This is a genomic window from Aeromonas enteropelogenes, assembly GCF_020097295.1.
Taxonomy (GTDB): Bacteria; Pseudomonadota; Gammaproteobacteria; order Enterobacterales; family Aeromonadaceae; genus Aeromonas; species Aeromonas enteropelogenes.
This window is the reverse complement of sequence record NZ_CP083625.1, coordinates 1976351-2001176: the sequence shown is the minus strand read 5'-3', so window position 1 is coordinate 2001176 and position 24826 is coordinate 1976351. Positions and strand designations below refer to the sequence as shown.

The following is a 24826-nucleotide window of genomic DNA, read 5'->3' as shown; positions in this document are numbered from 1 at the left end:
CATGGCGACCCTGACCCTGTTTACCCTGCTGATCGGCGCCATGCTGCTCGGCATGCCCATTGCGGTGGCGCTCGGCCTCTCCAGCGTCACCACCATACTGCTCTTTTCCAACGACTCCCTGGCCTCCCTGGCGCTCAAGCTGTTCGAGGCCACCTCGGAGCACTATACCCTGCTTGCCATCCCCTTCTTCGTGCTGTCATCGGCCTTCCTGTCGACCGGTGGGGTGGCGAAGCGGATCATCCACTTCGCCATGGATTCGGTCGGCCATATTCGCGGCGGTCTCGCCATGGCCTCGGTCATGGCGTGCATGCTGTTTGCCGCCGTGTGCGGCTCCAGCCCGGCCACGGTGGCGGCCATCGGCAGCATCGTCATCGCCGGCATGGTGCGTTCCGGCTATCCCCGCGCCTTTGCCGCCGGCGTTATCGCCAATGCGGGCACCCTGGGGATCCTGATCCCCCCCTCCATCGTCATGCTGGTCTACGCTGCCGCCACCGAGGTCTCCGCCTCGCGCATGTTCATGGCCGGTTTCCTGCCGGGACTGCTGATGGGGGTCTGCATCATGGTGGTCATCTATGTGGTGGCCCGCATCAAGGGACTGCCGAGCCAGCCCTTCCCCGGCGTGCTGACCCTGCTGGCCAGCGGTGGCAAGGCGCTCGGCGGCCTGTTCCTGATCATCCTGGTGCTGGGCTCCATCTATGGCGGCATCGCCAGCCCGACCGAGGCGGCCGCCGTCGCCGCCGTCTACGCCTTCTTCATCGCCGTGTATGGCTATCGCGACATCGGGCCCCTCAAGGGGATCCCCTGGCGCCACGAGGGGGAGTCCATCTCCGCCGCCGCACTGCGCAACCTCTGGCTGCTACCCCTCTCGATGATCAAATCCCCCTTCAATGGCGAGGTGGGTCATGTGGTACGGGATGCCGCCAAGGTGAGCATCATGCTGCTGTTCATCATCAGCAACGCCATGCTGTTCGCCCACGTACTCACTTCTGAGCGTATCCCCCACGCCATCGCCGAGACAATCGTGACCTGGGGCCTGCCGGCCTGGGGCTTCCTGATCGTGGTCAACATACTGCTGCTGCTGGCGGGCAACTTCATGGAGCCCTCCGCCATCGTGCTGATCATGGCCCCCATCCTGTTCCCCATCGCCATGCAGCTGGGCATAGACCCGATCCACCTGGGGATCATCATGGTGGTCAACATGGAGATCGGCATGCTGACCCCGCCGGTCGGTCTCAACCTGTTCGTGACCGCCGGGATCACCGGCCAGAGCATGGGTTGGGTGATCCGGGCCTGCCTGCCCTGGGTCGGCTTCCTGCTGCTGTTCCTGATGCTGATCACCTATGTGCCGCAGGTGTCGATGTTCCTGCCCGAATACCTCGACGGCAAGAGCCTGCCCACCAGCCCCTGAGACGGGTGAGGCAAAAGATGTGCATACAAAGAAGGCGACCCAAGGGTCGCCTTCTTTGCTTCCTTTCCCTGTTGCCAAGGCATCACTCAGACCTTACTTTGTCCGGTTCAGGCTGCATTGCCGGCCCGGGTAGCCGGGCAGAGCGCTGGCCTCCTGGCGACAGGCCAGCCGCTTGGCCTGCTGCAACCTCACCCTCAGGTTGGCGCTATCGATTGGCCGCCACTCCATCTGCTGGCCAAGCCAGCTGGCCCAGGCAAATTCGACGAAATAGACCTGCCCATCCTTGCTGAAATAGCCGGCATCCTGCAGCAGCCCCGCCAGGGTGCGGTACGGGTAGTCAGGCAACTGATCGATACGGGTCGGCAACTGTTCCGGGGTCAGTGGCTGCCCTTTTTCATCCTTGAGCCAGGCCCAGTGGTTGTTCTGCATCTGGCTCCAGAAGTTGGCCCTGTCCTGCAGACGGGCGATCACCTTGACCCGGACCTGCTTCACCCCCTGCTGCCACAGCGCCTTGGTCAGGTGATGCCTGTCCACCAGCCAGTAACCGCCATCCGGGGCGATCACCACGGGGATCTCTTTCTTTTTCATCAAGTTGTCGAGCTGCTTTGCACTCTTGCCCGCCAGCTTGCGCTGGATTGCGTCGACCTGGAGCTGGCCCACGCCGCCCTGGGTCGGGTGCAGCGCGGCTATCCCCGCCTCGCACCAGGATCCTACGGCGGTGCCACCCTGGCACGGCGCCAGCGCCCAGGCGCTCGAACTCAGGGCACAGACCAGCAATAACCATGATTTCATCGTCCCACACTCCTCAATCACGCGCTCATGCTGGCCACCAGATGAAGGGGGGATACAACCCCGAGCATGAGAGTCACACGCTGGCGGTCAGAGCTGCAAACGAGATATCATGACTTCCCATCTGCCGGCGATAGTTTCTCGTCGAGTTTTCTCCCCGCTTCACACTATTTGAAGGATCCGACCCATGAAAGGATGGAGCCCACTGCTGGCCCTGCTGGGCTGCGCCGCTGTCCAGGCGGCCGACATTCCCGCCGGCACCGAACTTGCGACCGAACAGGTGGTGGTTCGTCACCTGAAAGATGAACCTGCCAGCCTGAGCCCGCTCAAACTGGTCGGCCTGCCCGAGCTGCAGGTTTTGCGGGATCTGTTCGAGGGGCTCTTGACCCAGGGGCCGGACGGGAAGCCGGTGCCGGGGGTCGCCGCGCGCTGGGAGAACCGGGACAACCAGACCTTTACCTTCCACCTGCGGCCCGATGCCCGCTGGTCCAACGGCGATCCGGTCAAGGCCGGTGACTTCGTCTACGGCTGGCGCAAGCTGGTCGACCCGAAAGAGGCGGCCACCTTCGCCTGGTTCGCCCAGCTGGCCCGCTTTGACAAGGTGGACGAGATCCTGGCCGGCACGCTGCCCCCAGACGAGCTGGGGGTGAAGGCCCTCGATGACCGCACTCTGCAGGTAACCCTCTCCCAGCCCGTGCCCTATTTCCTGAGCCTGCTGACCCATCCCAGCCTGTCACCGCTCCACCAGGCCAGCATGGCGCGATATGGCGAGCAGTGGACCCAGCCCGGCAAGCTGGTGGGCAACGGCGCCTTCGTGCTCGGCAAGCGGGTGGTCAACGAGAAGCTGGAACTGACCCCCAACCCCTATTACTGGGACCGAGCCCATACGGTGCTGACCAAGGTCATCTTCATGCCCATCAATCAGGAGAGCACGGCAACCAACCGTTATCTGGCTGGCGATCTGCACATCACCGAATCCTTCCCCAAGGAGCAGTACGCCAGGCTGATGGCGCAGATCCCGGGTGAGGTCTACACCCCGGAGCAGCTGGGGACCTACTACTACGCCTTTAACACCCGCAAGCCTCCCCTCGACGATGTGCGAGTGCGCAAAGCGCTCTCCTACGCCATCGATCGCGGCCTGATTGCCGACAAGGTCCTCGGCACCGGAGAGAAACCGGCCTACCACTTCACCCCGGACGTGACGGCTGGCTTCACTCCCAAGGACAATCTGCTCTCGCAAAGCAGTCAGCAGGCGCTGGATGACAAGGCAAAGGCTCTGATCAAGGAGGCCGGTTACGGCCCGGACAAGCCGCTCAAGCTGACCCTGCTCTACAACACGGCGGAGATCCACAAGAAGATGGCACTGGCCATCGCCAGCATGTGGAAGCAGAAGCTGGGGGTACAGGTCGAACTCACCAACCAGGAGTGGAAGACCTATCTCGACAGTCGCCAGAGTGGCCAGTTCGAGGTGATCCGCTCCTCCTGGGTCGCCGACTACAACGACCCTTCCGCCTTCCTCGGCCTGTGGGGCTCAGGCCACAGCGGCAACATGGCCGGGTTTGCCAATGCGGACTATGACAAACTGCTGGCCAAGGCGGCCAAGACCCGGGTCACGGCGGCGCGCAGCCAGCTGTTCGACAAGGCGGAGGCTATCTTGCAGGAGCAGGCCCCCATCGCCCCCATCTACCAGTACACCAACGCCAGACTGATCAAGCCCTGGCTCAAGGGATATCCCATCAACAACCCGGAAGATGTGGCCTACAGCCGCCAGCTCTATCTGATCAAGCACTGATCCAGCCACGCACAGCAAGGGCCGCACCGGGCGGCCCTCGCTTATTGATACTGTTCACTCCCGATTTTTAGGCATAGAATGCCGCCTTTCCTGCTAATCCCCTTCCTGTCATTCTGGTTTGCCATGCGTTATCTGTTACTGCTGCCCCTGCTGTGGACCCTGTCAGCCCAGGCCCAGAGCGATACTGAATCCCAATGCCAGCAGGAGTTTGTCGAGTGGATGCTGCACCAGCAGCAGCTGTTCAGCAATCGCAAGTCAGACAAGATAGAGCGGCGCCGGGCCGAGCGCGCCATCGATCTCGCCCGCCAGGATTACGAGAAACTGGCCAGCTTCTGCAAAACCATGCAACTCGTCCGCGGTTATCAGGATGAAGACCCTCGCCTCAAACCGAGAGCCGGAGAGGTCCACGATTTCACCCCCGCCAGCTAATACCCGTTTCTTTTGCCTGCAAGCGGGTCTGTTCATTGACCCAGGCCAAAGTTGGCCCCTATGATGCCCCTAGAATAGTTAGCTAAACAGCGCAGATAAAACACTATTTTATCAATAAGTTAACTACACTCGGAGCGACCCATGAGCCAACCCGTTCAGGAAGGGGAGATCCACTTCCCCGACAACATTGCGCTGATCTCGACCACGGATCCCGCCAGCTATATCACCTACGCCAACCAGCACTTTTGTGACGTGGCCGGGTACACGGTGGAGGAGATGGAGGGAGTCCCCCATAATCTGGTGCGCCACCCCGACATGCCCAAGGCTGCCTTTGCCGACATGTGGCAACGGCTGCGCCAGGGCAAAAGCTGGATGGGACTGGTCAAAAACCGCACCAAACAGGGCCGGTTTTACTGGGTGAATGCCTATGTCACCCCGATCCTCAACGCCAATGGGGAGACCATTGAGTACCAGTCGGTTCGTACCAAACCGGCGCAGGCCGAGGTTGCCTGGGCAGAGCGGCTGTATCGCCAGCTACGCACCGGCAAAGCGCTTCCCTGGCTGAGCCGGATACAGATCGAACCCGGCCAGATCATGCTCGGTCTCACCACCACTGCCCTGCTCGCCACCCTGGCTACCGCCGTCACCAGCAATCCGTTCTGGCTATGCCCGCTTTTGGCGTCGTTACTGGCACTGGCCGGCTATGGCTGGCATCTGCAGCGTCGCCTCGGCCATCTGCAAACACTGGCCGGTGATGCCCAGGGCACCCGGCTCTGCCAGGTACTTTACACCCGGCGCCGGGACTCCCTGGCCATCATAGAGCTGGCCCTTAAGATGAAACAGGCTGAGCTGAAAGCCGTGGTCGGGCGCTCTGCCGATACCAACCAGCAGATCCTGCAGGCGGCGGAAGATGACAGGGGCAATATCCAGACCATTGACACCCACCTGCAGCAACAGCGTGCCCAGAGTGAACAGATGGCCAGCGCCATCACGGAGCTGAGCCACTCGATCCGGGACGTCGCCCACAGTGCCCAGGAGGCAAGCGAGCTGGTAGCCGAGGTGCAGCAAGTCTCCACCGAAGGTCGGCAGGCGCTGGCCACCACCCGGGATGCCGTCAATCAGTTGCATCGGGAGCTGGACGCCAACCACGCCGTGCTGGCGCAACTGACCCATGACAGTCAGAAGATCAGCGGCATCCTGGAGGTGATAGGCCAGATCGCCGATCAGACCAACCTGCTCGCCCTCAACGCAGCCATCGAGGCGGCCCGCGCCGGGGAACAGGGGCGCGGCTTTGCCGTAGTGGCCGACGAGGTACGGGCCCTGGCCCAGAAAACCCGCGCCTCCACCGGCGAGATCCACCAGATGATCCAGGCGCTGCAACAGACCACCAGCCAGCTCTCGGACGGCATGACCCAGGGGGCACAAACCTCGGAGCGCTGCCAGCAGCATGCCGGCACTACGGCCGATGTACTGGATCGGATCAACCGTATGCTGGGTCAGGTGACGCGCACCAGCGACGAAATAGCCCAGGCCGTGAGCCAGCAGGCGGATGTGACATCGACCCTGGATCAGGGGGTGCACCAGATCCACCAGCTGGCCAGCCATACTGCCGACAACAGCAAACAGGCCCTCGACGGCATCACCCTGCTGGTGGAGCGGTTGCAGGATCTCTCCCGTCTGATCAACCAGTTCAGGCATTGAGGCTATTCGTCAGACATAAAAAAAGCGCGTCCATGGACGCGCTTTCTCTTTTAGCCACTCGCAGGCCGAGGCTTACTCGGCGGCATCTGCGTCGGCAAACTCCGGCACCTTGGCCATGGCATCCAGCACCACCTGGGTATCGGCTCCCGGCCGGCAGGCATTCTCGCTGAGATGGCGACGCCAGGCGCGAGCCCCCGGCATGTTCTGGAACAGACCCAGCATGTGACGGGTCATATGGGAGAGGTAGTTGCCCTTGGCCAGCTCCTGCTCCATGTAGGGCAGCATCATGCGCACCACCTCGTGACGGCTCGGCACCTCGCCCGCCAGGCCAAACACCCGGTTGTCCACCTGCGCCAGAATATAAGGGTTCTGGTAAGCCTCGCGTCCCATCATGACACCATCCACATGCTGCAGATGCTCAAGGGTCTGCTCCATGGAGGTCACGCCGCCGTTGATGGCGATGGTCAGCTCGGGATACTCCTGCTTGAGTCGATAGACACGGGGGTAGTCGAGGGGCGGGATCTCGCGGTTCTCCCGCGGACTCAGGCCACTCAGCCATGCCTTGCGGGCGTGCACGATGAAGGTATCACAGCCGGCGTCGCGCACCTGCTCAATGAAGGCCTGCAAAAATTCGTAGGAGTCCTGATCGTCGATGCCGATGCGGGTCTTCACCGTCACCGGAATATCCACCACGTCACGCATCGCCTTGACGCAGTCGGCCACCAGGGCGGGTTCCCCCATCAGGCAGGCGCCGAAGCGGCCGTTCTGTACTCGATCGGAGGGGCAGCCAACGTTGAGGTTCACCTCGTCATAGCCGCGCTCTTGGGCCAGCTTGGCACAGTGGGCGAGATCGGCCGGATTGCTGCCTCCCAGTTGCAGGGAGATGGGGTGCTCCTGCTCGCTGTAGCCCAGATAATCTCCCTTGCCGTGGATGATGGCACCCGTGGTCACCATTTCGGTATAGAGCAAGGTCTGACGGCTCATCAGTCGATGAAAATAACGGCAATGCCGATCGGTCCAGTCCAGCATCGGGGCGATGGAAAAACGCTGCGCCTGCATAAGAATTATCCGGGTTGGCTTAACAAAGGGGCGGATATTATCACAACGTGAAGCAGCCCCAGAAAATGAATTTTGTCGCCGCGCCATGCGGGGCCCTGTGATAGTATCCGCCTAATAGAAAGGGTATTTGCGCGATCATGAATCAAGACCAACTTTTACAACGGGCCGAACGACTCTGTATACAAAGAGGGATCCGCTTCACCCCGACCCGTCGCCAGGTGTTTCGCCTGCTGGCGGCCCACGGCAATGCCATCAGCGCCTACGACCTGCTGGCCCAGCTGCAACAGACGGAAGCCAATGCCAAGCCCCCCACCGTCTACCGGGCACTCGATTTTCTGCTCGAACAGGGGTTTGCCCACAAGGTGGAGTCGCTCAACGCCTTTATCTTCTGCTGTCACTTCGATCACGCCCATCCGATGCAGTTGCTCATCTGCGACCAGTGCGGGGATGTGGTGGAGCTGCATGATGCGGCCATCGACAGCGCGTTTTCAGAGCAGGCCCACCAGCATGGCTTTACTATTACCAATAAGACAATTGAGGCACATGGCCAATGTGCCCGCTGTACGCCCACTGTAGGAAGTCATCATGAAGGCTGATTTTGTAAACCCGTTCCTGCTCTCTCTGCTCAATGTGCTCTCGACCATGGCACAGCTGGAACTCAAACCGGGCAAACCGAAACGCAAGATGGATGAACTAGCCCGTGGCGATGTTTCCGGCCTCATCGGCATGGTGGGTCCGCAGACCCGTGGTTCCCTCTCCATCAGCTTCGAGAAGGGGCTGGCGCTGGAGATCATGCGCCGCATGCTGGGTGAAGCGCCTGCCAACATCAACGAGGAAGTGACCGACATGGTGGGCGAGATCACCAACATGGTCACCGGTGGCGCCAAGCGCATGCTGGGTGAGAAGGGTTACGAGTTCGACATGGCCACCCCCATCATCGTCTCGGGTCCCAACCACACCATCTCCCACCGCGCCGACGGCACCAAGATTATGATGCCATTCGAATCCAAATATGGCCGTGCCACCATCGAAATCTGCTTCGAGTAACCTCTATGTGGAAAGCACTGAAATGGATTTTCATCTGCTGGGCCCTGCTGCTGATCCTCTCCGATATCCAGATCAGCACCTCGCTCTACAAGTACGAGGATAACCGGGTGGTGATCAACTTCCCCCGCTGGCAGGCCCAAAAACCCTGGGGCACTTTCGAGTGGCACGCCGGACGGGTGGCGGCCCACTGGTATGGCATGGATGGCAAGCCCGAAACGGGCCCAAGGATCTGATCCTCCCAACCGGTCAGGTTCAAAAACCAGACAACAAAAAGGCCAGCTGATGCTGGCCTTTTTGTTTATTTCAGTGACGAGGTTCAGGCAGCTTCGGCAGCCAGCTTCTCGCTCGGGCGCACCACCATGCCCACCACGCAGGCCAGCAGGGTCGGCATCAACCAGGCCAGGCCCTTGTCGAACAGCGGCAGGAAGGCAAAAGCATCCATCTTCATGCCGGCAGCACCCAGACCATCCAGGCAGCCGAACAGGAAGGCGACGATCAGCACACCGCGGAACACCAGGCGGGAACGACCGAAGTAACCTTTCAGGAAGGTGACCAGCACCAGGGCCACGGCCACTGGATAGATGGCAACCAGTACAGGGATGGAGAGGCTGATGAGCTGGCTCAGACCCACGTTGGCCACCACAGCGCAGATGGCACCCAGCAACACCACCAGTTTCTTGTAAGCCATACCGGTCAGGTTATGGAAGAAATCGGAGCAGGCGGAGATGAGGCCGACCGCAGTGGTGAAACACGCCAGAGTGATGATGGCTGCCAGAATGAACTGACCCGGCTGGCCGAACAGGCTCAGCACGTAGGCGTTGACGATGGCGCCGCCGTTGCTGACGTCAGTCGCCACGCCCGCAGCGGTATTACCCAGCTGGAACAGGGAGACATAGACCACGGACAGACCCACGGCCGAGATCAGGCCGGCGATCGCCAGATACTTGAACTGACCCTGATAGTCATTGATGCCCTTCTGGCGCAGCAGATCCACGATCAGCGCACCGAACATCAGGGAAGCCAGGGTATCCATGGTGTTGTAGCCTTCCAGGATCCCCTTCACGAAGGGGCTGTTCTGGTAGTCACCGGTCGCATCCGGCATGGCACCTTGCGGGGCAGCAAAGACACCAATGGCCAGCGCCAGCAGCAGCACCATCAGCACCGGAGTCAAGAACTTGCCGATGGCATCCATCAGCTTGCCCTGGTTGAGGGAAACCACGATGGCCAGCCCGAAGAAGATCACGGTATAGGCGGCAAGACCGGCCTGACCCATGTCACCGATGAAGGGCTTGAGACCCATCTCGTAGGCTACCAGGCCAGTACGGGGTGCAGCAAAGGCCGGACCGATGATGATGTAGATGGCGACGGCCAGCGCGGTCGCCACGCCGGCAGGCAGCAGCTTGGTCATGCCGGCCCAGCCGTTGCCGGCCTTGGCCACGGCAATGATGGTGATGAGCGGCAGACCGACCGCGGTCACCAGGAAGCCCAGCATCGCCAGAGAGAGATGCTCACCGGCCATGTAACCGGCCAACGGCGGGAAGATGATATTACCGGCGCCCAGATAGAAGGCGAAGGTCATAAACCCCAATCCGAGTACATCGGACAATGTGAGTGATTTCGTCAAGTTCAACCTCGTCTGTCTTGTAACTTATTGCTTGTTATAGTTTTTATCGGTCGCTGACCGGGTGTGTTCAGGTGGGTAAAAAAAAGAGCGCCGCGTGTTTTTTCATCACAACCAGTGATTTTCGCTGGTCTGGAGCGGGCGCTCGATCTGCAACCAGCATAATGGCGTGAAAAAATAGTTCAAGACGAAATTTACATCTTCAAATAGAAGGGGCTGGTCAGTTGGATGTATCTGTCGGAATAGGTTCCATCAGCAGAATGGATCACAATTTCACCCCTGTCACACCTGTTTAATCCTCTACCAAGCCGCAATAAAACACGATTTGCCTCTTTTCCAGCCCTGGTGATAACAGCTGTATAACAAACGGCATGCAGATCATAATCTCCCGAAATGCATAAAATTTCATCCGCCATGGCGGTCGGCACAATCAGCGCCAATTCACCGGAAGGCGCCAGCAGACGGTTGCTTGCTGCCAGCAATCCATGGCTGTCGAGGGCGCCGGTATGACGGGCCAGCGCCCGCGCCGGATCGCTGAATGCCTGGCCTGCCACGAAGTAGGGGGGGTTCGAGACGATGAGATCATAAGGCGCGGCCTGATACTCCTGAATGGCGCTCTCAATGACCTTGATGCGCACCGCCCAGGGGGAGGCAGTCACATTGTCCCTGGCCTGGTTCACCGCATTATTATCCAGCTCTACCGCATCGATGACGCAGTCAGATCTGCTGCGCTGGGCCAGCATCAGTGCGATCAGACCGCTGCCGGTCCCGATATCCAGCACCCGGTGGACGTTGGCAACCGGGGCCCAGGCTCCCAGCAAGATGCCGTCCGTACCGACTTTCATGGCACAGCGGTCATGATCGACATGGAATTGCTTGAAGGTAAATCCGCGGCTACGCCCCATCTGGCCCCCGTCATCCGAAAAAATGGTGGGGGATTATAGCGGCTAACCCACTCTCGCCATAGGAGCCGACGAGATAATCGCCTATAATCTGCCGTTTCCTTAAATGACCGAGTATTGCCATGAGCCAGTCCTTTGATGATTTCGACCTGCATCCCGCCCTCAACCGGGCCTTGGCCGAGATGGGATTCACCCGCCCCACCACCATCCAGCAGATGGTGCTGGAGCCAGCCCTGGACGGCCGCGATATTCTGGCATCCGCACCAACCGGCACCGGCAAGACGGCTTCATTCCTGCTGCCGGCACTCCAGCACCTGCTGGACTTCCCGCGCCGCAAGCCGGGTCCCTGCCGCATGCTGGTGCTGACCCCGACCCGCGAACTGGCCCTGCAGGTGACCGCCCACGCCAAGGCGCTGGCGGCCCACACCAGCCTCAGCATCGAAACCATCATCGGTGGCGTCAGCCATGAAGAGCAGCTGCCGGCCCTGACCAAGACCACCGACATCGTCGTGGCCACTCCAGGCCGCCTGCTCGAGTACATCGAGAAAGAGGAGTTCGAGAGCCACGACATTGAGGTACTGGTGCTGGACGAAGCGGATCGCATGCTGGACATGGGCTTTATCAAGGATGTGAACCGCATCGTGGAAGAGGCGCGCTATCGCAAGCACACCATGCTGTTCTCCGCCACCCTGGAAGGGGCTGGCCTTGAGAAGTTCGCCAGCGAGATCCTCAAGGATCCGGTAGAGCTGCATGCCGAACCGCCGCGCAGCGAGCGTCGCCCCATCACCCAGTGGATCCATCTGGCCGATGACGCCGCCCACAAGCTGGCCCTGCTGGTGCACATCCTGAAAAACCCGGAAACCCAGAAGGCCATCATCTTCGTCAAGACTCGTGAGCGGCTGGCGGAGCTCTCCGGCCAGCTGCAGGCAGCCGGTGTCTCCTGCGCCTGGATCCGCGGCGAGATGGAGCAGAGCAAGCGTATCGAGTCGATCCGCAAGTTCCATGAAGGGGAAGTGCCCTTCCTCATCGCTACTGACGTGGCCGCCCGCGGCATCGACCTGCCAAACGTCAGCCATGTCATCAACTACGACATGCCCTATGGCGCCGATGTCTACGTGCACCGCATCGGCCGTACCGGTCGCGCCGGCAACCGTGGCTGCGCCATCAGCCTGGTGGAAGCCCACGACATGGCCATGGTCGCCAAGATCGAGCGCTACACCGAGGAGCGCCTCAAGCGCCGGGTGATCGATGAGCTACGCCCCAAGCACAAAGAGGCGCGGGTACCGGTGAAGAAGAAAAAGCCGGCCGATGCCAAGAAAAAAGCAGCCAAGAAGAAAAAGAAGAAGTGATCTCTGCCAGATAAAAGAGAAGGGCCATCCCGCAGGATGGCCCTTCTGCATTCTATGTTCTCTGACAAGGGCGCTGTTACGCGACTGACTTGCGCATCCCCATATGGGGAATATCGTCCTCCAGATACCCCTCTCCCTCGGCCAAGAAACCGTGTTGGCCATAGAAGCCCTGCAGATGGGCCTGTGCCCCCAGCCAGATGCTGTGGGCCGGCCAGCGCGTCTCACATGCCTTCACCGCCTCGCCGATCAGCTGATGGCCGAGGCCATCGCCCCTTGCCCTCGGCGACGTAACGACCCGGCCGATGGCGGCGCCGCTGTCATCCCCGATCCCGGGCGCCATGATCCGGGCATAGGCGGCCAGCAGATCCCCGCGATAACCGAGCAGGTGCCACACTCCCTCGCGGCGATCCAATCCATCCAAATCCTGGAAGGGGCAGGTCTGCTCCACCACGAACACCTCGGCGCGCAGGGCCAGCAACTCGTACAACTCGTCAGTGGTCAGTTCAGACCAGGGCTTCAGGATCCAGTTCATCGGCGACTCCATCTCGATTCGAACGGCCAGCATAATCCGGGCACGGCCAGCCGGCATTAACCTTTGTTAATTGCTTTCAGCCGTTTGCGAATGCGGCTCAGGCTGATGGGGGTGATGCCGAGGTAGGCGGCGATCAGGTGATCCGGCACCCTGGCATCCAATCCGGGGAAGCTTGCGAGGAAATGCTGGTAGCGGGCCTGGGGGCCCTCGGTCAGGAGCAGCAGCTCTTTCTCCTCCTTGATGCGCAATTGCACTTCCAGCAGATGCCGGTACCAGGAAGGCCAACAGGAGAGCTGGCGCAGATCGGCCAGCTGGAACAGCTGCAACCGACAGGGCTCCAGCGCTTCCACGCTGTAGCGGGCCGGCTCACCGCTCAGCAGGTGGTGAAAGTCGAGAAACTCGTCCCCCTCCCAGTAGAACTCCTTGATGTACTCGCGGCCATCCGCCAGCACCACTCGGGCACGCAGCAGCCCCTGTTCCACCCTGACCAGCAGATCCGGGTTGTCCCCTGCATGCCAGAGGTAGTTTTTGGTGGCAAGCGTCAGCGAGCGAGCAAAAGAGAGGAGGCGCGCGGCCTCCTGCTCATTCATGACCTGCTCCCAGCGAAAGGGAGGTCTGTCCATCATGTCAGGCGCGGCGCTGACGCACGGCTTCAAACAGGCAGACGCCGGTCGCCACCGAGACGTTGAGGCTGGAAACCGCCCCCGCCATCGGGATACTCACCAGCTCATCGCAATGCTCGCGGGTGAGACGGCGCATACCCTTGCCCTCTGCGCCCATCACCAGCGCCATGGGACCAGTGAGTTTCGCCTGATAGAGGTCGTGATCCGCCTCGCCGGCGGTACCGACGATCCAGACGCCACGCTCTTGCAGCTCGCGCAGGCTGCGGGCCAGGTTGGTGACCTGAATGAGCGGCACCACTTCGGCGGCGCCACAGGCGACCTTGCGCACGATCGGGGTCAGCCCGGTGGCCTTGTCGCGCGGCACGATCACCGCATGCACTCCGGCCGCATCGGCGCTGCGCAGGCAGGCACCCAGGTTGTGCGGATCGGTCACCCCGTCCAGCACCAGCAGGAAGGGGGCGGTTTTTTGCTCGGCCAGCTTGTCCAGCAGGCTGGCCAGATCGTGCTCGGCCAGCTTGGGTGCCTCTTTCACCCGGGCCATGATGCCCTGGTGATTGTTGCCCTCTGCCTTGTCGTCAAGCGTCTTGCGGTTCACGCTCTGCACCTTGAGGCCGAGCGCATCCAGCTCGGCCAGCAGGGGCTGCAGCCGCTCATCGTCGCGACCCTTGAGGGCCCACACCTCGATGAAGCGCTCGGGGGTGCGCTCCAGCAGCGCGGATACAGCGTGAATGCCGTAGATCAGTTCAGTACTCATTTAGTGCTCTTGGCCTTGTCGCGAGCCTTCTTGCCCGGTCGTCTGTTGCTGGGTTTGGCACGGCCGCCCTTGGCGGGTTTGCCGCTATCCTTGCCCTCTTTCTCTTTGCGCTTTTCGTGGCGCTCGGCGCTCTTGGCCTTCTCCTTCTTGATCTCGGCCATCTTGCGCACCGCCTGCTTGGCGTTCTTGCCGGTGATCTTGAGGGGCTCTTCCACCATCACGAAGTCGATCTTGCGATCGTCCAGGTTCACGCCCATCACCTTGACCCGCACCTTGTCACCCAGACGGTAGCGGCGGCGGAAGTTCTCGCCGATCAGCTGCTGGTGCAGCGGGTCGAACTGGTAGTAGTCGTTGGTGAGGGTGCTGACGTGCACCAGACCGTCGATGTGGATCTCGGCCAGACGCACGAAGAAGCCAAAGCCGGTGACGCTGGCGATGACGCCGTCGAACTCGTCACCCACGTGATCCAGCATGTACTCGCACTTGAGCCAGTCGGCCACGTCGCGAGTGGCGTCATCGGCGCGGCGCTCGGTCATGGAGCAGTGCTCGCCCATCGGATCCACTTCTTCCAGCTGGTAGTGGTAGCCACCGCTCGGGGTCCACTTGTGGCGCAGGTTGGCCTGCTGCTCCTTGGCGGTCTGATACTTGATCGCGCGGTGCAGGATGAGGTCGGGGTAGCGACGGATCGGCGAGGTGAAGTGAGCGTAGGACTTCAGGGCCAGACCGAAGTGACCGATGTTGTCGGCCTGATAGATGGCCTGACGCATGGAGCGCAGCAGCATGGTGGAGAGCAACTCCGCATCCGGGCGCCCTTCAAACTTGGCGGCCAGCTCGGCAAAGTCCTTCGGCTCGGGCTCCAGGCCTCCCTTGAGCTCCAGGCCGAGTTCTGCCAGGAAGTCGCGGAAGCCGGTCAGACGCTCCTCACCCGGGCGGTCATGCACCCGGAACAGGGCAGCGGCCTCGTTCTTCTCGATGTAACGGGCGGCGGCCACGTTCGCCTGGATCATGCACTCTTCGATGATCTTGTGGGCGTCGTTGCGTACCAGCGGCACGATGCGGTCGATCTTGCGCTGGGCGTTGAAGATGAAGCGGGTCTCTTCGCTCTCGAACTCCACCGCACCGCGCTGATGGCGGGCATGCTTGAGCGCCTTGTAGAGGTTGTTGAGCTCCTCGATGTGACCCACCAGCGGCTCGTACTGCTGGCGCAACTTGGGATCGCCATCCAGGATCGCCGCCACCTTGGTGTAGGTCATGCGGGCGTGGGAGTTCATCACCGCTTCGTAGAACTTGTAGCCGGACATGCGGCCAGCGGCGGAGATGGTCATCTCGCACACCATGCAGAGCCTATCTACCTGTGGGTTGAGCGAGCAGAGGCCATTGGAGAGTACCTCCGGCAGCATGGGCACCACGAACTCGGGGAAGTAGACCGAGTTGCCGCGCTGGTAGGCCTCGGTGTCGAGGGCTGTGCCCGGCTTCACGTAGGCGGAAACGTCGGCGATAGCGACCCACAGGCGCCAGCCACCGCCGCGCTTGGCTTCACAGAAGACGGCATCATCGAAGTCGCGGGCATCTTCCCCGTCGATGGTGACCAGCGGCAGGGCGCGCAGATCGATGCGCCCCTCTTTGGCCTTCTCCGGCACCTCTTCACCCAGACCGGCGACCTCTTTGGTCACCTCTTCCGGCCAGGTGTGGGGAATGCCGTGGGTACGCAGGGCGATCTCGATCTCCATGCCGGGGGCCATGTTCTCACCCAGCACTTCCAATACGGTACCGACCGCGTTGAAACGGGCGGTGGCGCGCTGGTTGATGCGCACGACCACGACCTGGCTCTGACGCGCGCCCTTGTTCTCCCCTTCCGGGATGATGATGTCCTGGCCGATGCGGCTGTCGTCGGGTACCACGAAACCGACGCCGTTCTCGACGAAGTAACGGCCGACGATGTCCGCCTCGCGGGCCTTGAGCAGGCGCACCAGACGCGCCTCCTGACGGCCCTTGCGGTCAATCTCGGTTGGCTGCACCAAGGCGTAGTCGCCGTGCATCAGGCGCTGCATCTCGCGATTGTTCAGGAACAGATCCGGACCACCACCTTCCGGACGCAGAAAACCGAAGCCATCCTTGTGGCCGAGCACATAGCCTTTGACCAGATTCAGGCGATCCGGCAGGGCGTAACATTGGTTGCGGGTGAATACCAGTTGCCCGTCGCGCTCCATGGCGCGCAGGCGACGACGCAAGGCTTCCAACGGCTCTTCATCGGTCAGCTTGAGGACCTTGGCCAACTCTTCACGGGACATGGGCTTTTCATGGCCCTTGATGAGGTCAAGAATCAGCTCTCGGCTGGCGATGGGATTCTCGTATTTTTCGGCCTCGCGTTCGAGGAAAGGATCTTTTTGAGACATAAGCAGGCCTTAGGATTGGTGGTAACGGTGCCATTATATCGGAGGGGGGGGCGAATGGCATCCATCGGCTGCCTTTTGGCCACTCTCTCTGTCATACTCTCCTCAGTTTGCCGGTATGTGAGACACAGAACTCATGAGTAAGGACACTTTTGCCCAGTCAGCCGCCTATCTCAAACAGGCGGTTCCCCTGATGATCAAGTACCAAATCCCCACCACACCTGACAATTATCATCTCTGGTACAACTATGTATCGGCCAGCATGCCCGAGCTCAACCAGGCCATCGATCAGGCCATCAAGCTTCAGGGCACCTGCTCGCTGACCACCTGCGAGCGCCTCTATCACCAGCACCTCGCCGCCCAGGATGAGCAGCAGATGGAGGCGATGAAACTCAGCCTCGCCGCCATGGCCAACGAGCTGGATCACTCGATGCAGGATGCCATTTCTGATACCGGCCTGTTTCAGGAGATGCTCGACAAGAGCTTCGACAAGCTGAGCAAGATCGACGACGAGGGGTTGAGTCTGGAGGACACCATGGGGATCCTGCGGGATCTGGTGCGCGAATCCCGCGATGTGCGCATGTCCACCATGCACTTTCGCAACCAGCTCAGCAATGCCGAGAAAGAGATCAAGGAGCTGCGTGAGGCGCTCAACGAGACTCGAAAACTGGCCAACGAGGACGCCCTCACCAACCTGCTCAACCGGCGCGCCTTCGATTTCGAACTGGAAGGATTGATTCGCAGCAAGCACCCCTTCTCGCTGATCCTGGCCGATATCGACAGGTTCAAGAACTTCAATGACGAGTATGGTCACTTGCTGGGGGATCAGGTGCTGCGGGCTTTCAGCAAGCGGCTGCGCGATGCCTGCAAGGAGGGGGTAACGGCCTATCGTCTCGGCGGCGAGGAGTTTGCCCTGCTGGTGCCCCATCGCAATCTGGCACTCAGCAGACAGATGGCGGAAAGTATCCGGCGCGCCATCGAGCGAATGTCGGTACTGGATCGCAAATCTGGACGTCGCATCGACCACATCACCGCCTCATTCGGAGTGGCGGAGCACAATGGCCAGGAGGGTGTCGACAGCCTGGTCGAGCGCACCGACAAGATGCTCTACAAGGCCAAGGATCTGGGCCGCAACCGGGTGATGCCACTCCCGTCCTGATGTCTTGCCATCTGCTCGTCACCATCAACAAAAAAGCCAGTCAATTGAATTGACTGGCTTTTGGCTATTCAATATGAGGCTGCTCGCACAGTCCCGCTAGTTCAGGTCAGGATCAGGAAATTACTCCTGAACCTCGGCTACCCCTTCCACCTTCACTTCAACACGACGATCCGGTGCCAGGCAGACGATCAGCTCACGCTTGGACTTGCTGACGCAGCTGTCCCCGGTGACCGGTGAGGACTCGCCACGACCTTCCACATTGACCTTGGAGGCGGGAATACCCTTGCCGACCAGGTAGTTGGCTACGCTTTGGGCACGCTGCTCGGAGAGCTTCTGGTTATAGGTATCGGAACCGATACGGTCGGTGTAACCGATCACGGTTGCCACCCCATCCTTGGGTCGGGCCTCTTCAATCTGGCTATAGAGGGAGTCCAGCGCCTGACCCGCTTCCGGCTTCAGAGTGGCCTTGTTGAAGTCAAACAGCACATCGGAGCTCAGGGTGAACTGCTTCTCGACCATCACGGGCTCGGGAGCCGGCTCGGGCGCTGGTGCAGCAACCACGGGAGCGACCTGACCGAAGCGGTAAACGGCACCCAGCGAGAGCAGACCGTTGTCCATGCGCACGCCCGTGTCTTCACGGCTGCCATAAGGTGTTGAGTATTGATATTCGAGACGGGCGGCCCAGTCACGGTTGAAAGCGTACTCGGCACCCAGGGCTCCGACGACGACGAAACGGCTGTCACTGTCGAAACGTTCGCTGTCAGCCCAACCATAACCACCACCGATACGACCGTAGAGATCCAGGCTCTCGGTGACCGGGAAACCCAGCTTCAGGGTCAGCTGAGCCAACTGGGACTTCACGCTATCGCCGAAGGCAGTACCGGCGGCAGTGGTAGCGTCATACTTGTATTTGCCCAGGTAGTCATAACCCAGCTCGATACCCAGATTCTGGTTGACCTGATAACCGGCAAAAGCACCGGCACCCAGTGCATCGTTGGTTTCATCGCCAAGGGTAAAATTGTTGCTTTCATCAATGCCGTAGAAGTTGGACCAACCCAGCTTGGCACCGCCATACCAGGTGTTGTCTTGGCCTGCTGCCTGGGCATTGGCCGCGAGCAAGCCGGTAACCAACAAGGTAATCAATGACTTTTTCATGTTTTAGCCTCTGCAACTTTATGTAGGAGGGGTTGTTTGATACCACCCCATCTTATGGGCACGACCACATCGACTGCGATCGCAGCATATTAACGTTAGTCCATTTTCAAGTGCTTGATACCAATTAACAAAAAACACCATAACCCAGAAACGTTCACAAACACAGCACAAGCGTCTGATTTTTAGACAAAGTTGTGACATGCAAGCGGCAAAGGAAAGAGGACCATAAAAATGCGGGGCCAACATGAGGTTGGCCCCGCACCGGTGTTTACAGATCGCGGATCAGCGACGAATAAACTCGTAATGCTGTTCGATGAAGGCGGCGACCCGCTCCCCCATCGCCTTGTGCACTGTCGCGGTCGGGTGCACCTGATCCCAGAACATGTGTTCATCGCAGTTTCGGGCTGCCGCACTGCGGACCGCTTGCGGGCTCACAACAGCCTGGGCCAGGATCGGGTTGCCGGCCACCGCCAGACGCTCTGGGACGCTCAAGGCTGGCGCCTCGCTCGCATCGGAGAAGGGCTTCCACAGATACCCGCCGCCATAGCAGGCGTGCTTGATGTCGCTCAGCCCGAATTTCTGGGGATCACCAACCATCTCGTCAAACTGCTTGTCCACTTCGAACATCTTGACGATGCCAAGGGGGGCCAGCTCGCGCGAGAGATTGAGCAGCCGCTGGTTGTGATAGCTGGCTACGTGGCGTACCTGATCCACTACCTTCATGCTGTTGGCGGATGGAGTTCTGCCCAGATCCGGGATGTTGAACAGCAGGATCTGCTGCGCCCCGTTAAGTACCAGTCGGTTGGATGCCAGGCGGATGGTCTCGATTACCCGATCGGCATCCTTCTCCTGATTCCAGCCATAGGCCAGATAGTCGTTGGCCCCCACCCAGATCACCACCAGATCGTCGGGACGCAAGCTGTCCTTCGCCAGGAACTGATCGATCTCGTAGTCGAGGTTGTTGATCACCTGATACTTGGGATCCCAGGCCCAGAAGTTAAGCCAGCCCAGCTTGTTGTAGGCCACCGCCGTCGCCCCACCTTCAGCCTCGTTAGCCAGCTGAAGCCCGGGGAAGTGTTCGTCTCGCAACCGTTCCAACCAGACCGGGCCATTGCTGAAACGCCCCTCGTAATAGGGAGGGCTGGAGGGGAGATACCCCTTCATCTTCTTGTACATCTTGCCGGTGTCCGAGAGGCTGTCACCAAACATCACAACCCGGGAAAAGCTCGGGCGCTCCACCGCCTGAGCGGTCAGCGCCAGTAACCCCAATAAACAAACAAGCCATTTTTTCATATTGTTATTCTCATTGATTGAGCAGGCAGAGCCCGCAACTCGTCCTCAAGCCGCAACGACGTCGGGAATGCGTCGAACCAGCCCCTTACTAACCAGACGACAGATTACAGATTCAAATGAAATTGAACACGCCGAGCTGTGCGATTAAATCGATTGCGCTCTCATTCGTCGGCAAAAAGTGCCGTTCTTTCACGCTTGTTTCACGCCTGCCTCGCCAAAATGGCCCCATACCAACGACAGGAGCATAAAAATGAACAAAGCAAGCGTAATCGGACTGGTGGCCCTGATGTCTGTCTCTTCTTTCGCCATGGCGGCCTACACCGGCCCCCAGGAGCAGAACAAGGTTTCCGTCGCGCAACTGAAAGACTTGGCTGATGACAGCTGGGCCACCCTCGAAGGCAAGCTGGTCAAACACCTGGGCGACGAGAACTACCTGTTCCGCGATGCCAGCGGCGAGGTAGAAGTCGAAGTGGATCAGGACGTATGGCGTGGCGTCGAAGTGGGTCCGGACGATCTGATCCGCATCCGCGGTGAAGTGGACCACAGCTGGAACAAGACCGAGGTAGAAGTGGAATCACTGGAGAAAGTGGGCGCGGCTCCCCAGGCCAAAGGTGGCTTCATCGGTAAATAATGGCAACACCATGCCAGTCAGAACCAACAAGGGCGCTTGATATCAAGCGCCCTTTGTCGTTATTGCCGGTTATCCCGCCTGCCTGGCAAAGGAACGTTTGAACCCCTTCTCGGCCTGATTGACCTTGTAGAGGTAACGGCGCGCCTCCGCCTTGGGATGCTGCTCGGTCAGTACCTGATAGACAGCCTCGGGGGAAAGCTGGTTGATCCGGCCCGGCGCCGCCTTGCGATCGCTGGAGAAGGTGTTGAGCACACCGCCGGCGCCACCGTTGTAGGCGGAGATCACCGCATAGCGACGGGACTGGGGATCCTGGATATCCGCCAGATAGACGGTCTGCAGCAGGTGCAGATAGGCCGTCCCCACATCTATGTTGTAGGCGGGATTGAACAGGTCTTCCCGGGTCGGCTGACCGCTCTTGCCCTTGACCCGCACATAGACATCGCGTCCGGCGGTGGCCGGGATCACCTGCATCAGGCCATAGGCGTTTGCATGGCTCACCGCATAGGGGTTGAAGCTGCTCTCCGTCTTGATCACCGCGTAGATCAGGCTCTCGGCAACACCGTACTTGCGGGATGCCTCCCGGATGATGCTGGCGTACTTGTAGCCTCGTTTATCCTCATGGTTGGCCACCATGGGGATATCGATGAAGAAGATGTTGCGGATCCCCAGGGTGCGTTTCTTCATCGCCGTGTTGAGCAGATAGTCGGCATAGCGCTCTGCCCGCCAAGTGGAGCGGATCGGTTGCCCCTGGTTGTCCAGCACCTGCCCATAGAGAAAAGGCTCGCCACCAGGCATGATCTCCCGATCCGAGTAGAGATCAACTTCCGCCGGATCGTCCGGCGTCAGCAGGGTTTCGATGATGGCGCGGCGCAGGTGGGCACGGGGCTCAATCCCGGAGACCGTCTCCACCATGATGTGACCGGTGGAAAAGTCGATGTGGGCCCGGCTCTTGTACTGATCCGTGTATTTGACGTAGTCAAACTTGCCCGCAAACAGCGCCTCCCGCCCCCATATCTCGTTCACGTTATGGGAAAGCGCGCTGATCATGTGTTCAAAACCGCGAATGTCCTTGCCGTTGACCAGATCATCATCGTCGCTCCCGCTGGGCTTGGGAGAGGATGAGCAGGCAGAGAGAAACAGCAAGGCACACAGCAGCCAAAGAATTCGGCCCATAGGATCCTCAAACCGGGCGGCCGGGCCGCCCGTCACTTATTGGCTTGTACCAGGAGGGGATAACCGTTTTACGCTCTCTCAGCTCACTGGCTGGGAGGGGTATAACCGTCGATCTGGACTTCACCCGCATCAAACAGGTAGCTGACCATCTCTTTCTCCAGCAACTGGCGATGCTCGAGATTCATCATGTTGAGCTTCTTCTCGTTGATCAGCATCACCTGCTTCTTCTGCCATTCGGCCCAGGCTTCCTTGCTGATGTTGTCGAAAATCCGCTTGCCGAGCTCACCCGGGTAGAGTTGGAAATCGAGACCCGGCGCCTCTTTCTTCAGACGTTGGCAAAATACGGTACGGCTCATGTTGACCTCTGTGGTTGTAAGTCCGGATAGGCGAGCAGGCGGGCCGTGGCGGCTGCCAGCCCCACCTGTGCAGGATGGCGTAAGTTATACCAGAGTCGGTTATCCGCTTCCATGAGACGCAGGGCCGGCGCCTTGTCCGTCTCTATCAGCAGCGGCTGTATATCGAGATGGAAGTGGCTGAACGTGTGACGAAAACCCTCCAGCTCCCGATAACTGCTGCCATTGAGGCCCAGCCCCTGCAACACCCCGTCGACCTCGGCCAGCGACGCCACCTGGGGGAGGCAATAGAGTCCGCCCCAAATCCCCTGTGGCGGACGTTTTTCCAGCAGAAGTTCATCACAGTGGCGGATCAGCAGCATGATGCCGGTGCGCGCCGGAATGTTCTTCTTGGGCTTGCTGTTGGGGTAGTCGGTGGGCTTGCCCTGCGACAGCCCCTGGCAATCATCCCGCACCGGACAGCGCTCGCAAGCGGGCCTGCTGCGGGTACAGATGGTGGCCCCCATGTCCATCATGGCCTGGTTGTATTGGGCCACCCCCAACCTCGGGGTGAGGCGGGTCGCTATCTCCCACAGCTCGTTTTCCACTTGTTTCTGGCCAGGCCAGCCCGGCAGGGCAAGCCAGCGGGTGAGCACCCGCTTCACGTTGCCATCGAGAATGGCGTGGGGTTGTCCGAGGGAGAGGGAAAGTACGGCGCCAGCGGTGGATCGACCAATGCCCGGCAGGGCCACCACCTCGTCAAACTGCTCCGGGAAGACCCCCTGATGCTGATCGCGGATCTGCCGGGCCGCCTTGTGCAGATTGCGGGCCCGGGCGTAGTAGCCAAGACCGGTCCAGTGGTGCAGCACTTCGTCTACGGGAGCATCGGCCAGCGCTACCACATCGGGAAAGCGCGCCATGAAACGCTGGTAATACGGGATCACTGTGGCGACCTGGGTCTGCTGCAGCATGATTTCGGAGACCCAGACTCGATAGGGGGTCTTCTCCTGCTGCCAGGGCAGGGTCTTGCGGCCGTGGAGCTGGTACCAGTCCAGCACCCGGCTAGCGAAGGTTGATTGGTTCACATTGTTCTCATGTATCTGATATGAAAAGGAACTCTCCGGCTCCTTCGGCTCACCATATACCGACATGCCCTGCAACAGGCGACGGAGGGTATGGCGAGCGCTCATGTGTGCGGCAGGGTAAGGCCTCCCCCAGATGAAGTCAAAGCGCCGCAGAGGGATTTTTTCCCTCCCTCGCCCCCGGCAGCAAAGCCGCCGCAAAGACGATATACTCGGCCCCATCATTGCTGAAGAGGTACAGGGTTTGCAGACTTATCTGGTTGGGGGGGCAGTACGGGATCGGCTGCTGGGACTGGCGCAGGGCGACAGGGATCATCTGGTGGTGGGCGCCACCGTGGAACAGATGCTGGCGCTGGGGTTTACCCAGGTTGGTCGCGACTTCCCCGTGTTTCTCCACCCCAAGACCCAGCAGGAGTACGCTCTGGCCCGGACCGAGCGCAAGCAGGGCCAGGGCTACACCGGCTTCGTCTGCCATGCGGCCCCCGACGTGACCCTGGAGCAGGATCTGCTGCGCCGGGATCTCACTATCAATGCCATCGCCGAGGATGAAGAGGGCCAGCTCCACGATCCCTACGGCGGTATCCGGGATCTGGAAAATCGGCTGCTGCGCCACGTCTCCCCCGCCTTTGCCGAAGATCCCCTGCGCATCCTGCGGGTGGCCCGATTTGCCGCCCGCTTCCACGCCCAGGGATTCGTGATTGCCCCCGAGACCCTGGCTCTGATGAGCGAGATGACGGCCGCAGGCGAGCTGGCCCACCTCACCCCGGAGCGGGTCTGGAAGGAGCTGGAGAAGGTGTTGCTGGGCCCGACACCGCAGGTGTTTTTCGAGGTATTGCGCGAGTGCGGCGCCCTCAAGGCGCTGTTCCCCGAACTTGACGCCCTGTTCGGGGTGCCCGCCCCCGCCAAGTGGCACCCGGAGATCGACACCGGCATCCACACCATGATGGTGCTGGCTCAGGCCTGTCGCCTCTCCCCCGAACTGACAGTGCGCTTCGCCGCCCTCTGCCACGACTTTGGCAAGGGGCTGACGCCCAAGGAGTTCTGGCCGAGCCATCACGGCCATGGCCAGAAGGGGCTGCCCCTCATCCGCGACTTCTGTCAGCGCTTTCGGATCCCCAACGAGAGCCGGGATCTGGCGCTGCTGGTAAGCGATCTGCACACCCACATCCATATCGCGTTTGAACTCAAACCCGCCACCTTGCTCAAGGTGTTCGACAAGGCCGATGCCTGGCGCAGACCGGAACGTTTCGCCCAGTTGCTCGATGCCTGCCGCGCCGATTTTCACGGTCGCACCGGCTTCGAGGAGCGGGTCTATGCCGAGCCGGATTATGTGGCCGAGGCGCTGGCCGCCGCGCAAGCCGTGCCGGTGAAAGAGATTGTTGCGGCAGGCTTCAAGGGAGAGGAGATCAGGGCCCAGCTGGCCAAGCGGCGTACCGACGCTATCAGCCGGGTCAAGGATGAGTGGACCTTTATCGAGGAGTAAGGCTCCCGGCCACAACCACCCAATAAAAAGCGGTCGCACCGACGGTAAATTCCCACAGGGAAAACATCGTCGGTACGGCCGCTGTCGATGCAAAGGGGGCCTGAGCCCCCTTTGTCATG

24 protein-coding genes are annotated in these 24826 nt (G+C 60.6%); 11 read left to right on the top strand and 13 right to left on the bottom strand.

Annotation, left to right across the window (positions count from 1 at the left end):
- Window position 1 precedes the first annotated feature (1 nt).
- Complete coding sequence (locus LA321_RS09420; protein WP_042070407.1) at window positions 2-1408, top strand: TRAP transporter large permease; 1407 nt, start codon at window positions 2-4, stop codon at window positions 1406-1408.
- Between the two features lie 93 nt (window positions 1409-1501).
- On the opposite strand, the gene LA321_RS09415 is transcribed toward LA321_RS09420, so the two are convergent.
- On the bottom strand, window positions 1502-2200 hold the full coding sequence (locus tag LA321_RS09415) for a ParB-like protein (protein ID WP_026457282.1): 699 nt from the start codon (window positions 2198-2200) through the stop codon (window positions 1502-1504).
- A gap of 184 nt (window positions 2201-2384) precedes the next feature.
- Here LA321_RS09415 and LA321_RS09410 point away from each other — a divergent pair, with 184 nt between their 5' ends.
- The 3 genes from LA321_RS09410 to LA321_RS09400 all read left to right on the top strand — a co-directional run bounded on the left by LA321_RS09410 (window position 2385) and on the right by LA321_RS09400 (window position 6119).
- Entirely contained in the window at window positions 2385-3989 is a 1605-nt protein-coding gene (locus LA321_RS09410; RefSeq protein WP_042070409.1) for a peptide ABC transporter substrate-binding protein, read from the top strand.
- Between the two features lie 123 nt (window positions 3990-4112).
- Window positions 4113-4418 (top strand): hypothetical protein, encoded by a 306-nt coding sequence (locus LA321_RS09405; protein ID WP_026457363.1) that lies wholly within the window; start codon window positions 4113-4115, stop codon window positions 4416-4418.
- Between the two features lie 141 nt (window positions 4419-4559).
- Entirely contained in the window at window positions 4560-6119 is a 1560-nt protein-coding gene (locus LA321_RS09400; RefSeq protein WP_042070410.1) for a methyl-accepting chemotaxis protein, read from the top strand.
- A 72-nt stretch (window positions 6120-6191) separates the two neighbouring features.
- Here the strand turns inward: LA321_RS09400 and dusA are convergent, their stop codons facing one another.
- Entirely contained in the window at window positions 6192-7178 is a 987-nt protein-coding gene (gene dusA / locus LA321_RS09395) for a tRNA dihydrouridine(20/20a) synthase DusA (RefSeq protein WP_042070411.1), read from the bottom strand.
- Between the two features lie 137 nt (window positions 7179-7315).
- Here dusA and zur point away from each other — a divergent pair, with 137 nt between their 5' ends.
- Genes zur through LA321_RS09380 form a run of 3 tightly spaced genes read left to right on the top strand, consistent with a single transcriptional unit; the run spans window position 7316 to window position 8458 of the window.
- Complete coding sequence (zur, locus tag LA321_RS09390) at window positions 7316-7774, top strand: zinc uptake transcriptional repressor Zur (protein ID WP_026457366.1); 459 nt, start codon at window positions 7316-7318, stop codon at window positions 7772-7774.
- Window positions 7764-8225 (top strand): chemotaxis protein CheX, encoded by a 462-nt coding sequence (locus LA321_RS09385; RefSeq protein WP_042070413.1) that lies wholly within the window; start codon window positions 7764-7766, stop codon window positions 8223-8225. Before zur ends, LA321_RS09385 begins: the two co-directional genes overlap by 11 nt.
- A 5-nt stretch (window positions 8226-8230) precedes the next feature.
- Window positions 8231-8458, top strand: coding sequence for a hypothetical protein (locus LA321_RS09380; protein WP_042026626.1), 228 nt, complete (start codon window positions 8231-8233; stop codon window positions 8456-8458).
- 83 nt (window positions 8459-8541) lie between these two features.
- Here the strand turns inward: LA321_RS09380 and brnQ are convergent, their stop codons facing one another.
- Both brnQ and LA321_RS09370 read right to left on the bottom strand, forming a co-directional pair.
- Window positions 8542-9849 carry a branched-chain amino acid transport system II carrier protein gene (gene brnQ, locus LA321_RS09375; RefSeq protein ID WP_082043385.1) on the bottom strand — a complete coding sequence of 436 codons (1308 nt, stop codon included), beginning with the start codon at window positions 9847-9849 and terminating at the stop codon, window positions 8542-8544.
- Window positions 9850-10040: 191 nt separating this feature from the next.
- Window positions 10041-10751 carry a tRNA1(Val) (adenine(37)-N6)-methyltransferase gene (locus tag LA321_RS09370; RefSeq protein ID WP_042070415.1) on the bottom strand — a complete coding sequence of 237 codons (711 nt, stop codon included), beginning with the start codon at window positions 10749-10751 and terminating at the stop codon, window positions 10041-10043.
- A gap of 119 nt (window positions 10752-10870) precedes the next feature.
- Between LA321_RS09370 and srmB the strand changes: the two genes are divergently transcribed.
- On the top strand, window positions 10871-12097 hold the full coding sequence (gene srmB / locus LA321_RS09365) for an ATP-dependent RNA helicase SrmB (protein WP_026456887.1): 1227 nt from the start codon (window positions 10871-10873) through the stop codon (window positions 12095-12097).
- A 76-nt stretch (window positions 12098-12173) separates the two neighbouring features.
- Here srmB and LA321_RS09360 read toward each other — a convergent pair whose 3' ends face one another.
- The 4 genes from LA321_RS09360 to rnr are packed head-to-tail and all read right to left on the bottom strand — an operon-like array spanning window position 12174 to window position 16402.
- Window positions 12174-12629, bottom strand: coding sequence for a GNAT family N-acetyltransferase (locus tag LA321_RS09360; protein WP_042070416.1), 456 nt, complete (start codon window positions 12627-12629; stop codon window positions 12174-12176).
- A gap of 56 nt (window positions 12630-12685) precedes the next feature.
- Complete coding sequence (locus LA321_RS09355) at window positions 12686-13252, bottom strand: Crp/Fnr family transcriptional regulator (protein ID WP_042070540.1); 567 nt, start codon at window positions 13250-13252, stop codon at window positions 12686-12688.
- A gap of 4 nt (window positions 13253-13256) precedes the next feature.
- Window positions 13257-14006 (bottom strand): 23S rRNA (guanosine(2251)-2'-O)-methyltransferase RlmB, encoded by a 750-nt coding sequence (gene rlmB / locus LA321_RS09350; RefSeq protein WP_042070417.1) that lies wholly within the window; start codon window positions 14004-14006, stop codon window positions 13257-13259.
- Window positions 14003-16402: a ribonuclease R gene (gene rnr, locus LA321_RS09345; protein ID WP_042070418.1), complete on the bottom strand. Its 2400-nt coding sequence runs from the start codon at window positions 16400-16402 to the stop codon at window positions 14003-14005. The genes rlmB and rnr overlap by 4 nt, the downstream gene beginning before the upstream one ends.
- A 133-nt stretch (window positions 16403-16535) precedes the next feature.
- Between rnr and LA321_RS09340 the strand changes: the two genes are divergently transcribed.
- Entirely contained in the window at window positions 16536-17558 is a 1023-nt protein-coding gene (locus tag LA321_RS09340; protein ID WP_042070419.1) for a GGDEF domain-containing protein, read from the top strand.
- A gap of 120 nt (window positions 17559-17678) precedes the next feature.
- Here LA321_RS09340 and ompA read toward each other — a convergent pair whose 3' ends face one another.
- Window positions 17679-18713, bottom strand: coding sequence for a porin OmpA (gene ompA / locus LA321_RS09335; RefSeq protein WP_042070420.1), 1035 nt, complete (start codon window positions 18711-18713; stop codon window positions 17679-17681).
- 282 nt (window positions 18714-18995) lie between these two features.
- Window positions 18996-20006, bottom strand: coding sequence for an SGNH/GDSL hydrolase family protein (locus tag LA321_RS09330; protein WP_042070421.1), 1011 nt, complete (start codon window positions 20004-20006; stop codon window positions 18996-18998).
- Between the two features lie 250 nt (window positions 20007-20256).
- On the opposite strand from LA321_RS09330, the gene LA321_RS09325 reads away from it, so the two are divergent.
- A complete protein-coding gene (locus LA321_RS09325) occupies window positions 20257-20637 on the top strand; it encodes a YgiW/YdeI family stress tolerance OB fold protein (RefSeq protein ID WP_042070422.1) in 381 nt (126 codons plus the stop codon).
- 69 nt (window positions 20638-20706) lie between these two features.
- On the opposite strand, the gene mltC is transcribed toward LA321_RS09325, so the two are convergent.
- The 3 genes from mltC to mutY all read right to left on the bottom strand — a co-directional run bounded on the left by mltC (window position 20707) and on the right by mutY (window position 23227).
- Window positions 20707-21810, bottom strand: a complete 1104-nt coding sequence (gene mltC / locus LA321_RS09320; RefSeq protein ID WP_026456201.1) for a membrane-bound lytic murein transglycosylase MltC — start codon at window positions 21808-21810, stop codon at window positions 20707-20709.
- A gap of 83 nt (window positions 21811-21893) precedes the next feature.
- The gene (locus tag LA321_RS09315; RefSeq protein WP_042026645.1) at window positions 21894-22166 is read right to left on the bottom strand and encodes an oxidative damage protection protein; all 273 of its coding nucleotides are present in this window, start codon (window positions 22164-22166) and stop codon (window positions 21894-21896) included.
- On the bottom strand, window positions 22163-23227 hold the full coding sequence (mutY, locus tag LA321_RS09310; protein WP_224212255.1) for an A/G-specific adenine glycosylase: 1065 nt from the start codon (window positions 23225-23227) through the stop codon (window positions 22163-22165). Before mutY ends, LA321_RS09315 begins: the two co-directional genes overlap by 4 nt.
- Window positions 23228-23468: 241 nt before the next feature.
- Here mutY and LA321_RS09305 point away from each other — a divergent pair, with 241 nt between their 5' ends.
- Window positions 23469-24707: a multifunctional CCA addition/repair protein gene (locus LA321_RS09305; protein WP_042070542.1), complete on the top strand. Its 1239-nt coding sequence runs from the start codon at window positions 23469-23471 to the stop codon at window positions 24705-24707.
- Window positions 24708-24826 lie beyond the last annotated feature (119 nt).